At 67.4% G+C, this 12,903-nt stretch carries 11 protein-coding genes; all 11 read left to right on the top strand.

Translation table 11 applies throughout. The features are described 5' to 3' along the window. A partial coding sequence (locus AC5E6L_RS09060) for a PhoH family protein (RefSeq protein WP_491772752.1) occupies positions 1-635 on the top strand: 635 nt, incomplete at its 5' end. 8 nt (positions 636-643) lie between these two features. Next, the gene (gene ybeY / locus AC5E6L_RS09065) at positions 644-1,156 is read left to right on the top strand and encodes an rRNA maturation RNase YbeY (RefSeq protein WP_491772754.1); all 513 of its coding nucleotides are present in this window, start codon (positions 644-646) and stop codon (positions 1,154-1,156) included. After that, positions 1,137-2,318, top strand: coding sequence for a hemolysin family protein (locus tag AC5E6L_RS09070; protein ID WP_491772756.1), 1,182 nt, complete (start codon positions 1,137-1,139; stop codon positions 2,316-2,318). Before ybeY ends, AC5E6L_RS09070 begins: the two co-directional genes overlap by 20 nt. 77 nt (positions 2,319-2,395) lie before the next feature. Further along, the gene (lnt, locus tag AC5E6L_RS09075; protein WP_491772768.1) at positions 2,396-4,039 is read left to right on the top strand and encodes an apolipoprotein N-acyltransferase; all 1,644 of its coding nucleotides are present in this window, start codon (positions 2,396-2,398) and stop codon (positions 4,037-4,039) included. 123 nt (positions 4,040-4,162) lie between these two features. After that, entirely contained in the window at positions 4,163-4,579 is a 417-nt protein-coding gene (locus AC5E6L_RS09080) for a helix-turn-helix domain-containing protein (RefSeq protein WP_491230657.1), read from the top strand. Positions 4,580-4,834: 255 nt separating this feature from the next. Next, positions 4,835-6,109, top strand: a complete 1,275-nt coding sequence (gene metK, locus AC5E6L_RS09085) for a methionine adenosyltransferase (protein WP_491772758.1) — start codon at positions 4,835-4,837, stop codon at positions 6,107-6,109. 14 nt (positions 6,110-6,123) lie between these two features. After that, positions 6,124-6,822: a tRNA (guanine(46)-N(7))-methyltransferase TrmB gene (gene trmB / locus AC5E6L_RS09090; protein ID WP_491772760.1), complete on the top strand. Its 699-nt coding sequence runs from the start codon at positions 6,124-6,126 to the stop codon at positions 6,820-6,822. A gap of 115 nt (positions 6,823-6,937) precedes the next feature. Further along, positions 6,938-7,579, top strand: a complete 642-nt coding sequence (gene rimP / locus AC5E6L_RS09095) for a ribosome maturation factor RimP (protein WP_491772762.1) — start codon at positions 6,938-6,940, stop codon at positions 7,577-7,579. An 11-nt stretch (positions 7,580-7,590) separates the two neighbouring features. Beyond that, the gene (gene nusA, locus AC5E6L_RS09100; RefSeq protein ID WP_491772764.1) at positions 7,591-9,228 is read left to right on the top strand and encodes a transcription termination factor NusA; all 1,638 of its coding nucleotides are present in this window, start codon (positions 7,591-7,593) and stop codon (positions 9,226-9,228) included. Between the two features lie 29 nt (positions 9,229-9,257). Further along, positions 9,258-9,962 carry an RNA-binding protein gene (locus AC5E6L_RS09105; RefSeq protein WP_491229864.1) on the top strand — a complete coding sequence of 235 codons (705 nt, stop codon included), beginning with the start codon at positions 9,258-9,260 and terminating at the stop codon, positions 9,960-9,962. After that, entirely contained in the window at positions 9,959-12,505 is a 2,547-nt protein-coding gene (gene infB / locus AC5E6L_RS09110; protein ID WP_491772766.1) for a translation initiation factor IF-2, read from the top strand. The genes AC5E6L_RS09105 and infB overlap by 4 nt, the downstream gene beginning before the upstream one ends. Positions 12,506-12,903: the final 398 nt, after the last annotated feature.

Below are 12,903 nucleotides of genomic sequence, written 5' to 3' on the forward strand. Positions count from 1 at the left end.
GGACCATCACGGCGCGCACGCCCAACCAGGACGCCTATATGCGTGCGCTCGACCGGGCCGAACTGGTCTTCGGCGTCGGTCCGGCCGGCACGGGCAAGACCTATCTGGCCGTCGCGCACGCCGCCATGCTGCTCGAACGCGGTCAGATCGACCGCATCATCCTGTCGCGGCCGGCGGTCGAGGCCGGCGAGCGGCTGGGCTTTCTGCCCGGCGACATGAAGGAGAAGGTCGACCCCTATCTGCGCCCGCTCTATGACGCGCTCTACGACATGATCCCCGGCGACAAGGTCGAGCGGGCGCTGTCGGCCGGCGTCATCGAGATCGCCCCGCTCGCCTTCATGCGCGGCCGGACCCTTTCGAACGCCGCCGTGATCCTCGACGAGGCGCAGAACACCACCTCGATGCAGATGAAGATGTTCCTGACCCGGCTGGGCGAGAATGCACGCATGATCGTCACCGGCGATCCCAGCCAGGTTGACCTTCCGGCCGGCCACAAATCTGGCCTGGTCGAGGCGCTCGATCTTCTGCGCCAGGTCGAGGGCATCGTGACCGTGCGCTTCCGGGACACCGACGTCGTGCGCCATCCGCTGGTCGGGCGCATCGTCGCCGCCTATGACGGCGCGGCCGGCCGCTGAGGACGGTGATGCGCCTTCAGGTCGATATCGCCGTCGAGGGCGTGGGCTGGGCCGGCGAAGCCGTCCTTCGCCCGCGCATCGAAAGGGCGTTCGCCGCCGCCGCCCGCCGGCTGGCGCTTGCGGGCGAGGGCTCGGAGGTATCGGTCGTGCTGACCGACGATGCGACCATGCGCACGCTCAACGCCAGGTGGCGCCGCAGGGACGTGGCCACCAACGTGCTGTCCTTTCCCGCCTATCCGGTGGCCGCCGGCGACGCCCCCGGCCCGCTCCTGGGCGACATCGTTCTGGCCCATGAAACGGTGGCGCGCGAGGCCGCCATTGACGGCAAGGCGTTCGATGCCCATTTCACCCATCTGATCGTTCATGGTTTCTTGCATCTTCTGGGCTATGATCATCAGGTCGACGAAGACGCCGAACGGATGGAGCGCCTTGAACGCGCAATATTGGCCGAGCTGGGGATAGACGACCCGTACGCGCCGATATTGGATGATCTGAAAGACGATGAACGACCGACACGCTGAGACCGGGGCGCAAGGCGCGCCTGCCGACACCGATCCCGAGCCTTCAAGTCCGGGCTTGCCCGCGATCGTTCCACCCCGAAAGCAGCCGGGCTTCCTTCAGCGCCTGGCCTATCTGCTCCGGCCGCAGGCCAATGCGAGCAGTCGCGATAACCTCAAGGACGCGCTCGCCGCATCGAGCGCGGCCGGCGACCAGACCATTTCCGCGGACGAGCGCGCCATGCTGCACAACATCCTGCGGTTGCGCGAGGTGCGCGTCAGCGACGTGATGGTGCCGCGCGGCGACATCGAGGCGGCCGATCTTTCGACGCCGCTGGGCGTTCTGCTCAAGCTGTTCGAAACGTCCGGCCACAGCCGCATGCCGGTCTATCACGAAACGCTCGACGATCCGCGCGGCATGGTGCACATCCGCGACGTGATGGGCTTTCTGACCCGTACCGGCGCCCGGCGCCCGCGGCGGTCCCGCGCCGGCAACGGCACGGCGCCGAAGGCCGGCGGCAAATCCAACGGCAGTTCCAATGGCAGTGGCGCCGCAAGGGCGGCGCTCGATCTGTCGCACATCGATTTCTCCAGGACGATCGGCGATCTCAAGCTGATGCGCGACGTTCTGTTCGTGCCGCCTTCCATGCTCGCCTCGGACCTGATGGCGCGGATGCAGGCCCAGCGCATTCAGATGGCGCTGGTCATCGACGAATATGGCGGAACCGACGGGCTCGTCTCGCTGGAGGACGTGGTCGAGATGGTCGTCGGCGACATCGAGGACGAGCATGACGAGGTCGAGGTGCAGATCGAGCGCGTCGACGACAACACGATCCTCGTCGACGCCCGGCTGGAGGTCGAGCAGGCGCGCGCGGAACTGGGCGATGCCTTCGTTATCGCCGCGCGGCGCGAGGAAGGCGATGTCGACACGATCGGCGGGCTGATCTTCTCGCTGCTTGGCCGGGTGCCCGTGCGCGGCGAGGTGATACCGGCCTTCGCCGGCTACGAGATGGAGGTGCTGGACGCCGATCCGCGCCGCATCCGGCGGGTGCGGATGGTGCGCGCGCGCCAGCATCAGCGGCGCGGCGCCGCGCGCCGCGAGGCACTGGCCGGCGCCGCCGCGCGTCCGCGACCGGCCCCGTCCGCCGACGCCGACAAGCCGCCCGCCGAACCCGTCAACGTGTGAGCGGACCGTGCCCGCCCGTCGCCTGCGGACCGATAGCCTGATATGGCTTGAAAAAACGTGATTCGATCCGGCAGCCCATGCAAGCCATCGCCCAGCGAATCCTCCTCCTGCACGGCTGGCGGCGCGCCCTTCTGGCGCTGCTTGCCGGGGCGCTGACGGCGCTCGCGCAGGCGCCGTTTCACCTGTTTGCCGTCGGCTTTGCGACCTTTCCGGTTCTGGTCTGGCTTCTGGACGGGGCGATCGGCGCGACCCCCGAACGCCCCTTCGGCGCGTTGCGCGCCGCTTTCTGGATCGGCTGGCTGTTCGGGCTTGGCTATTTCGTTGCCGGCCTTTGGTGGATCTCCAACGCGCTGCTGGTCGAAGCGCTGGAATTTGCCTGGGCGATCCCGCTGGCGGTGCTTGGCATTCCGGCGCTCCTGGCGCTCTTCTGGGGGGCGGCCGCGATGCTGGCCCGCCTTGCATGGTCGGACGGCATCGGACGCATCGCCGCGCTCGCGGCCGCGTTCGGCCTTGCCGAATGGGCGCGCTCGTTCATGCTCACCGGGTTTCCGTGGAACGCGATCGGCTATGCGCTGATGCCGGCGCCGGTGATGATGCAGTCGATCGTGCTGGGCGGTCTGTTCGCCATGAGCGCCTTGACCGTTCTCGTCTTCGCGCTTCCGGCGCAACTGGCCGCGCCGCGCCGCCTTGCCACCGGCCTTGCCATGGCGCTCTGCGCCGCCCTTCTGGCCGGCCATGCCGGCTTTGGCGCCTGGCGCCTGACCCAGGCGCCCGATCCGGCCGCGCCTGCCGGCGCCGCGCCGACGATCCGGCTCGTTCAGCCGGCGATCGACCAGAGAAGCAAGATGGATGCCGCAGCGCGCCAGGACACGTTCGCCACGCTGCTTGATCTGACCGCCCTCGATGCGGCTCCCGCCGCGCCGGACGGGGAGGGGCTTGCGGATATCGTCATCTGGCCCGAAACTGCGGTTCCCTATCTCCTTACCCGCGATGCGGCCGCGCTCGCGGCGATCGGCGAGACCCTGGGGCCGGGGCAGACGCTTCTGACCGGCGCGATTCGGGAAGAGCCCGGCGACCGGCAGGATGTGTTCACCGGTCGCTATTACAACGCCGTCATGGCGGTGACGAGCGAGGGCGTCATCTCGGGCGCCGCCGACAAGGTGCGCTTGGTGCCGTTCGGCGAATATCTGCCTTTCGCTGCGCTGTTCGAGCGGTTCGGTCTGCGGGCCGTCGCCGCCGCCGACCGAGGCTATGCGGCCGCGCCGGTCCGGGCCATGATAGAACTGCCGGGCGGTCTGACGGTCATGCCCCTGATCTGCTACGAGGCCATTTTCCCGCATCTGTCCGCACCGCCGGCGGGCGCCGCTGTCGATGCGCTCGTCAATGTCACCAACGATGCCTGGTTCGGCCCGTCGCCCGGTCCCTGGCAACACATGCACCAGGCGCGCCTGCGTGCCGTCGAAACGGGCCTACCGATGATCCGCGTCGCCAACAACGGTATCTCGGTCGCCGTCGATCCGTTCGGGCGCGTGACGGCTTTGATCGGCCACGACGAGCGCGCCGTCGCCGACGCGGCCCTGCCTGCTTCGTTCGCCCCGTTCGTCGGTCACGCGCAAAGGTTGAGCAACTTTTGGTTGTTTATTGGCATTCTTTCAGCTCTAGCGATTGTGGCTCGCGCGCAACCGTTCCGAATCGGTCGGCACTGGCCCAAGCAACATTGACAGCGCCGATCATACCGGCACATAGGTAACCCGCCGAGCCGGAGGGAACGCGTTGGGGGACGTGTTGGCGCGGCATCTGGTCCTGGCTTGAAAATAATTGCCTACGCGGCGGTGGGACGCAGAATGAGTGACAAGAAGAAGACGCCCAATCCGATCGATATTCATGTCGGCAGCCGTATCCGGCTCCGGCGCACCATGCTCGGGATGAGCCAGGAGAAGCTTGGCGAGAGCCTCGGCATCACCTTTCAGCAGGTCCAGAAGTACGAAAAGGGGACCAACCGGGTCGGCGCCAGCAGGTTGCAGAACATCTCGGCGATCCTCAGTGCCCCGATATCGTTCTTCTTCGAGGACGCGCCGGGCAGGCGCCAGGACGGCGAAGCGCCCGACGGCATGGAAGAGAACTCGGCCAGCTACGTGGTCAACTTCCTGTCCAGTTCCGAGGGCTTGCAGCTCAACCGCGCCTTCGTGAAGATCCCCGACCCCAAGGTGCGCCGACGGATCATCGACCTCGTCAAATCGCTTGCCGCCAACGACGACTGACGGCGCGAACGGGCTCAAGCCGATGCTCGCTGCTCTTTGTCCCACCCGCTATCGGCCGATCGGCCGCGCTTCGGGGCGCCCGCCACGCGCGCCCCATCCGGTGGTGGCAGGCTCTGCCGCCTTCCGATATGCACTTATGCTTATATCTTTCTATTGCCTGCCTTCATCGCTTGACCTGTCCCGCCGCGTCCCGTAACGACGGCGCGATCGACGGACCGCCCGGCATGAGGGCTAACAAGGGGGCGAGAGCGTAAAATGGCGCGCCAGGACTATCTGTTCACCAGTGAATCGGTTTCCGAAGGGCACCCCGACAAGGTCTGCGACCGCATATCCGACGAGATCGTCGACATGATCTACAAGGAGGCGCGCAAGCAGGGCGATGAAGCGCTGTGGAAGGTGCGCGTGGCCTGCGAAACGCTGACCACGACCAATCGTGTCGTCATCGCGGGGGAGGTGCGGGTTCCCGATGTCTTCTTCAAGAAGGACAGGCAGGGCGGCATCGTGACCGACGCTGCCGGCGAGCCGGTCATCGCGCCCGGGCGCTTTCGTTCGGCGGCGCGGCGCGCCATCCGCGACATCGGCTATGAGCAGGACGGCTTTCACTGGAAGACCTGCCGGATCGATGTGCTGCTGCACGCACAGTCGGCCCATATCGCGCAAGGCGTCGACAGCGCCGCCGACCGGCAGGGCGCCGAGGGTGCCGGCGATCAGGGCATCATGTTCGGCTATGCCTGCAACGAGACGCCCGAACTGATGCCCGCTCCGATCTACTATGCGCACAAGATCCTCGAACTGCTCGCCGCCGCGCGCAAGGCCGGCGACGGCGAGGCGGCCCGTCTGGGGCCGGATGCCAAGTCGCAGGTCACCGTCCGTTATGTGGACGGCAAGCCGTCCGAGGTCGCCTCGATCGTGCTGTCCACGCAGCATCTGGACGAAAGCTGGGACTCCCGCAAGGTCCGTGCCGTCGTCGAGCCTTTCATCCGCGAGGCGCTCGACGGGCTCGCCATCGCCGACGACTGCGCCTGGTACGTCAATCCGACCGGAAAGTTCGTCATCGGCGGACCCGATGGCGATGCGGGCCTCACCGGCCGCAAGATCATCGTCGACACCTATGGCGGCGCCTCGCCCCATGGCGGCGGCGCCTTCTCGGGCAAGGACACCACCAAGGTCGACCGCTCGGCCGCCTACGTGTCGCGCTACCTGGCCAAGAACGTCGTGGCTGGCGACCTGGCCGACAGGTGCACCATCCAGCTCGCCTACGCGATCGGCGTGGCGCAGCCTCTGTCCGTCTATGTCGACACGCACGGCACCGGCAAGGTGCCCGACGCGGCTATCGAGGATGCGATCCGTGCTGTCATCGACCTGTCGCCGTCGGGCATCCGCCGGCACCTTGGACTGAACCGGCCGATCTACGCCAAGACGGCCGCCTACGGCCATTTCGGCCGCAAGCCCGGCCGCGACGGCTCGTTCTCCTGGGAAAAGACGGATCTCGTCAAGCCGCTTCGCCAAGCCGTCAAGCAGGCGGCCTGACCGTCCGCGCCGCAATGGCCGGCGATCGCCCGACGCGCGCCACCGAGGCTTTTTTCGGCCGTCGGCGGGGCAAGGCCCTGCGCGGCCGCCATCGCGGCGCGCTGGCCCGTCTGCTGCCGCTGTTGCGCATCGACCTTGATCGCCCGGCGCCCGCAAGCCTCTCTGCGCTTTTCGCGCACCGGCCGGAGGCCGTCATTCTCGAAATCGGCTTTGGCGGCGGCGAGCATCTGCTCGCCCAGGCGCGGCGCCGGCCGCAGACCGGCTTCATCGGCGTCGAGCCCTTCGTCAATTCCATGGCCAAGCTGACGGGCGCGCTCGATGCCGCGCCGCTCGACAATATCCGCCTTTACGATGACGATGCGACGCGGCTGCTCGACTGGCTGCCGGACGCCTCGGTCGACGAGATCGACCTGCTCTATCCCGACCCCTGGCCGAAGCCGCGGCACTTCAAGCGCCGGTTCGTCAATGCGCGCAATCTTGGCCGCTTCGCCCGCGTCATGAAGCCCGGCGGCACGTTCCGCTTCGCCTCGGATGTGGGCGGCTATGTCAACTGGACGCTCGTGCATGTCGACCGGCATCCCGATTTCGCATGGACCGCCCGATGCGCCGACGACTGGCGCCGGCCCTATCCCCATTGGGCGGGCACGCGCTACGAGCAAAAGGCGCTGCGCGAGGGCCGCGTGCCGGCCTATCTGACGTTTGAGCGTTTATAGCGGCGCACCCACCCTTGCAACGGGCCGGCGGGGCGCGTATATGGAGATGAAATCTTGGTCTTCAGACGAAGAGTGGGCCCGCCGGACCCGCTCTTTTTTTATATTCGAGACGGACGTGACGACGAGCCCGCGCACCTTCGCGCCCATCACCGAGGACGAGCCGCGCCTGGTCACCGAGACCGGGGTCGAGGCGCGCGTCGCCACGCTCATCGAGCCCGTCATGAACGCAGAAGGGTTTCGCCTGGTCCGCGTGCGCCTGTCCGGCCAGAACGGGGCCACCTTGCAGATCATGGCCGAGCGCGCCGACGGCACGATGACGGTCGACGATTGCGAGGCGCTGAGCCGCATGGTCTCGCCGATCCTCGACGTCGAGGACCCGATCGACCGCGCCTACCATCTGGAAGTGTCCTCGCCCGGCATCGACCGGCCGCTGGTGCGCAGGTCCGATTTCGCCAAATGGCGCGGCCATGTCGCAAGGGTCGAGACCGCCGTCCTCGTGGGCGGGCGCAAGCGGTTCCGCGGCACGATCACCGATGTCGAGGCCGACACGCTCACCTTGTTCCGCGACCAGCCGTCGATCGGCGACCAGAACGCCAGCCATATCCCGTTCGGCGCGATCGCCGATGCGCGCCTGATCCTGACAGACGATCTGATCCGCGCTTCGCTGAAGGCCGACAAGGCGGCCCGCGCCATGCGCGGCCTTGATGACGCATTCGATGAATTCTCCGGCGACGAGCCGGACGCCGAGGCACCCTGAGGGAGACGATGATGGCCATCAGCGCAAACAAGCTTGAACTGCTCCAGATCGCCGATGCGGTCGCGCGCGAGAAACTGATCGACAAGGACATCGTCATCGGCGCCATGGCCGACGCGATCCAGAAGGCGGCCAAATCGCGCTACGGGCAGGAAACCAACGTCCGCGCCGACATCAACGCCAGGACCGGCGAGATCAAGTTGCAGCGTCTGATGGAGGTGGTCGAGACGCTTGAGAACACCGACAATCAAATCGCGCTCGAAGACGCCCGCGCCAAGAACCCGGACGCCCAGCTCGGCGATTTCATCGCCGAGCCGCTTCCCCCGCTCGATTTCGGCCGCATCGCGGCCCAGTCGGCCAAGCAGGTGATCGTCCAGAAGGTGCGCGAGGCCGAGCGCGACAAGCAGTTCGAGGAGTTCAAGGACCGGGTCGGCGAGATCGTCAACGGCACGGTCAAGCGCGTCGAATACGGCAATGTCATCGTCGATCTTGGCCGCGGCGAGGGCATCATCCGGCGCGACGAACTGATCCCGCGCGAGCTTTATCGCTACGGCGACCGCGTGCGCGCCTTCATCTATGACGTGCGCCGCGAGCAGCGCGGGCCCCAGATCTTCCTGTCGCGCACCCATCCGCAGTTCATGGCCAAGCTGTTCCAGATGGAGGTGCCGGAAATCTATGACGGCATCATCGAGATCAAGTCGGTCGCCCGCGATCCCGGCTCGCGCGCCAAGATCGCCGTGATCAGCCGCGATTCGTCCATCGATCCGGTCGGCGCGTGCGTGGGCATGCGCGGCAGCCGCGTGCAGGCCGTCGTCGGCGAGTTGCAGGGCGAGAAGATCGACATCATTCCCTGGCAGCCCGACGCCGCCTCCTTCATCGTCAACGCGCTGCAACCGGCCCAGGTGGCCAAGGTCGTGCTCGACGAGGACGCCGAGCGCATCGAGGTGGTCGTGCCCGACGAGCAGCTTTCGCTCGCCATCGGTCGGCGCGGGCAGAATGTGCGCCTTGCCTCGCAACTCACCGGCTGGGACATCGACATTCTGACCGAGGACGAGGAATCGGCCCGCCGCCAGAAGGAGTTCACCGAGCGCACGCAGCTCTTCATGGACGCGCTCGACGTCGACGAGATGGTCGGCCAGGTGCTGGCGTCGGAAGGCTTCTCCTCGATCGAAGAGGTCGCCTATGTCGACGCCGAGGAAGTCTCGGCGATCGAGGGCTTCGATGAGGAGACGGCGGCGGAAATCCAGACCCGCGCCCGCGAGCATCTCGAACGGATCGAGGCTGAGAACGACGCCAGGCGCAAGGAGATGGGCGTGGCCGACGACATTCGCGAAGTCCCCGGCGTGACGACGGCCATGATGGTCGCGCTCGGCCGGGACGAGGTCAAGACGCTTGAGGACTTCGCAGGCTGCGCGGTCGACGATCTTGTCGGCTGGCGCGAGCGCAAGGACGGCGAGACCAAGATGCATGACGGCATCTTCACCCCGTTCGGCACGACCCGCGCCGAGGCCGAGGAGATGGTGCTGTCGGCGCGCCTTGCCGTCGGCTGGATCACCGAGGAGGACCTTGCCGCCGACTATGCCGAGGAAGGCGAGGAGGATGCCGAAGGCGCGGCCGTCGAGGCCGGTGCCACCGAAGGCGCCCCTGCCTGAGGCCGGATTGACGGCGATGGCGATCCGGCATGGAACCCGACGAGGCGGACATCGCGATGAACGAGCGTCGTTGCATCGTGACCGGCAGGAGCGATGAGGCGGATCGGCTGATCCGCTTCGTCGCGGGGCCCGACGACGTCCTTGTGCCCGATCTCAAGCGGTCCCTGCCGGGCAGGGGTTGCTGGGTGACGGCGCGCCGGGCGCTGGTCGAAAGGGCCGCCGCCGGGAACCTGTTTGCCCGCGCGCTCAGGCGCAAGGTCTGTGTGCCGGAGGCGTTGGGCGCTATGGTGGACGCTCTGTTCGCGCGGCAGGCGGCCGGCGCGCTCGCCATGGCCCGCAAGGCGGGCGATCTGGCGTCCGGCGCCATGCAGGTCGAAAAAGCCCTGCGATCGGGCCGCGCGATCGGGCTCGTCCATGCTGCCGAGGCCGCCGCGGACGGCGTGCGCAAGCTCGACCAGGCGCGCCGCGCCACGGTGCATCTTGGCGGACCTGACGTGCCGGTTTTCAGGCTCCTTGACGCCGAACAATTGGGTTTGGCATTCGGGGGCGGTAATGTAATACATGCAGCCGTGCTTGACGGCAGGGGCGGCCATGCCGCATTGCGGCGGCTCGAAGCACTGCGTGACTACAGGACCGGGCCTGACGGGCGGCCGCTTGAGGCGGACGCGGGCACCGGTCTTTGGGCCGGAAAGGCCAGCGGGCATGTGACCGTGAAGGAAACGGATCAGGAATGAGTGATACGACATCGGACGACAAGAAAACGGGTGGACGCACGCTTTCCATGCGGCGTGACGGCGGCACCGTGCGCCAGAAGATGGGCGGCGGTCGCACCAACACCGTTGTCGTCGAGACCCGCAAGCGCAAATTCACCAAGCCCGGCGAAAAGCCCGCGCAGGGCTCTCTCGCCGGCGGCCTGAAGCCCCGCGCCCGCGCGCCGCAGGAAGCGCCCGCCGCCGCCGGGCCCGCGGCGGCAAAGCGCGCCGGCGCCGATCGTGGCGGCGCCGTGCTCAAGCAGCTTTCGCAAAGCGAGATCGACGCCCGCCGTCGCGCGCTTGAGCAGGCCAAGGCGCGCGAGGCCGAGGATCGCGAGAAGTTTCAGGCCGACGAGCAGCGTCGCAAGGAAGAGCTGGAACGCGCCGAGCGGGAACGCATCGCGCGCGAGGAGGCTGAACGGGCCGAGCAGGCCCGCCTTGCCGCCGAAGCCGAGGCGAAGGCCGAGGCGGCCCGCAAGGCCGAGCAGGAAGGCGCGCGCCGCGCGACCGACAAGACAGCCGCCGCCCCTGCTCCCCGCGACCAGGACGAGGGCCGCCGCGGCGGCCCGGCCAAGCGCCCCGCCAAGGCCGACGCGGCGCCCAAGCCGACGCGCGGCCGTCAGGACAATCGCCGCCGCGGCAAGCTGACGCTGGCCAACGTCACCGGCGACGGCGAGGGCCGCGCGCGCTCGCTGTCGGCGATGCGCCGCCGCCAGGAGAAGATCAAGCGCGCCCAGATGGGTGTGTCGGAGCCGCGCGAGAAGATCGCGCGCGAGGTCACCCTGCCCGAGACGATCACCATACAGGAACTGGCCCAGCGCATGACCGAGCGGGCGGTCGATGTCGTCAAGTTCATGATGAAGCAGGGCCAGATGATGAAGCCCGGCGACCTGATCGACGCCGACACGGCCGAACTGATCGCCGAGGAGTTCGGCCATAAGGTCAAGCGGGTGTCGGAATCCGATGTCGAGGAAGGCATTTTCGATATCGAGGACAGGGCCGAGGACCTCAGGTCGCGCCCGCCGGTCGTCACCATCATGGGCCATGTCGACCACGGCAAGACCTCGCTGCTCGATGCACTCCGCAACGCCAATGTGGTGTCTGGCGAAGCCGGCGGCATCACCCAGCACATCGGCGCCTATCAGGTGGAGAAGGACGGCCAGAAGATCACCTTTCTGGACACACCCGGCCACGCCGCCTTCACGGCGATGCGCGCGCGCGGCGCCCAGGCGACCGACATCGCCATCCTGGTCGTCGCCGCCGACGACAGCGTGATGCCGCAGACGATCGAGTCCATCAATCACATCAAGGCCGCCGGCGTGCCGATGATCGTGGCGATCAACAAGATCGACAAGCCCGACGCCGACGCCGGCAAGGTGCGCGCCGAACTGCTCCAGCACGAGGTTTTCGTCGAAACCATGGGCGGCGAGACGCAGGAAGTCGAGGTCTCCGCGCTCAAGGGCACGAACATTGACGGGCTTTTGGACGCGATCCTTCTGCAAGCCGAAATCCTGGAGCTCAAGGCCAACCCGGACCGTACCGCCGAGGGCGTGGTGGTCGAGGCCAAGCTCGACAAGGGTCGGGGAGCCGTCGCCACGGTGCTCGTGCAGGCCGGAACGCTTCGCACCGGCGACATCGTCGTGGCCGGCGACGAATGGGGCAAGGTGCGCGCGATCATCGACGATCGCGGCGACAATCTGAACGAGGCCGCGCCCTCCCTGCCGGTCGAGATCCTGGGTCTGAACGGCACGCCGCAGGCCGGCGACAAGGTCGCCGTCGTCGACAGCGAGGCGCGGGCGCGCGAGATTTCCGATTATCGCCAGCGCAAGGCGCGCGAGATCGCCGTCGCCCGGCAGGCCGGCGCGCGCGGCTCTCTCGAACAGATGATGGCCGCCGCCCAGGCCAGCGAGACCGCCGAGTTCCCGCTTGTCGTCAAGGGTGACGTGCAGGGGTCGGTGGAAGCGATCCTGGGCGCGCTCGAAAAGCTTGGAACCGACGAGGTGCGGGCCCGCATCGTTCATTCGGGCGCCGGCGGGATCACCGAAACCGACGTCTCGCTCGCCGAATCGACGGGCGCGGCGATCATGGGCTTCAACGTGCGCGCCAACAAGCAGGCGCGCGAGGCGGCCGAGGCGTCCGGCGTCGAGATCCGCTACTACAACATCATCTACAACCTGCTCGACGATGTGAAGGCGGCCATGGAGGGCCTGCTCTCGCCCGAACGGCGCGAGACGTTCCTGGGCAATGCCGAGATCCTGGAGGTGTTCAACATCTCCAAGGTCGGCCGGGTGGCCGGCTGCCGTGTCACCGAGGGCAGGGTCGAGCGCGGCGCGAGCGTGCGCCTGATCCGCGACAGCGTGGTCATCCACGAAGGCAGGCTGAAGACGCTCAAGCGCTTCAAGGACGAGGTCAACGATGTCCCGGTGGGCCAGGAATGCGGCATGGCCTTCGAGAATTACGAGGATATCCGCGCCGGCGACGTCATCGAGTGTTTCCGCGTCGAGGAAGTGGCACGGACATTGTAGAGCGGGGGAGGATTGTGACGGGATCGCTCAAGCGGCCAGAGGAAACCGTATCCGCGACGCTGGAAAAACGCTTGCTTGAGGCGATTTCTGGCTCGAGCCGCGCTTCCGACGACGAGATCCGCTTGGTCCGGTGCGCGTGGCAGGGTCATTCGCTTTGCCCGGAACATTCTGACGCTTGAGCGTGCGATCGATTTGCTAGCAGCCGGGGCGACAGCAAGGGCTTATCAGGGAACTCGATGACCGGACGAAACGGATCGAGGCGCAGTTGGAAGTCGTGATCCGCCTGCTTTAGAGCGGTTTGTCTTTAGATGGGAGCGGATTGATGGACAGGGTTTTCCGCCGAGGCGAGGAAAACACCGCGGCGCGATCCGACGATCGCGCGAGGCTTTTGACGACGC

Source organism: Roseitalea sp., assembly GCF_984466335.1.

Excerpts from the sequence above, each read along its gene's own strand:
- lnt (WP_491772768.1), top strand. The coding sequence starts at position 2,396 with ATGCAAGCCATCGCCCAGCGAATCCTCCTCCTGCACGGCTGGCGGCGC.
- nusA (WP_491772764.1), top strand. The coding sequence starts at position 7,591 with ATGGCCATCAGCGCAAACAAGCTTGAACTGCTCCAGATCGCCGATGCG.
- AC5E6L_RS09080 (WP_491230657.1), top strand. The coding sequence starts at position 4,163 with ATGAGTGACAAGAAGAAGACGCCCAATCCGATCGATATTCATGTCGGC.
- metK (WP_491772758.1), top strand. The coding sequence starts at position 4,835 with ATGGCGCGCCAGGACTATCTGTTCACCAGTGAATCGGTTTCCGAAGGG.
- AC5E6L_RS09070 (WP_491772756.1), top strand. The coding sequence starts at position 1,137 with ATGAACGACCGACACGCTGAGACCGGGGCGCAAGGCGCGCCTGCCGAC.
- ybeY (WP_491772754.1), top strand. The coding sequence starts at position 644 with ATGCGCCTTCAGGTCGATATCGCCGTCGAGGGCGTGGGCTGGGCCGGC.
- infB (WP_491772766.1), top strand. The coding sequence starts at position 9,959 with ATGAGTGATACGACATCGGACGACAAGAAAACGGGTGGACGCACGCTT.
- AC5E6L_RS09105 (WP_491229864.1), top strand. The coding sequence starts at position 9,258 with ATGGAACCCGACGAGGCGGACATCGCGATGAACGAGCGTCGTTGCATC.
- trmB (WP_491772760.1), top strand. The coding sequence starts at position 6,124 with ATGGCCGGCGATCGCCCGACGCGCGCCACCGAGGCTTTTTTCGGCCGT.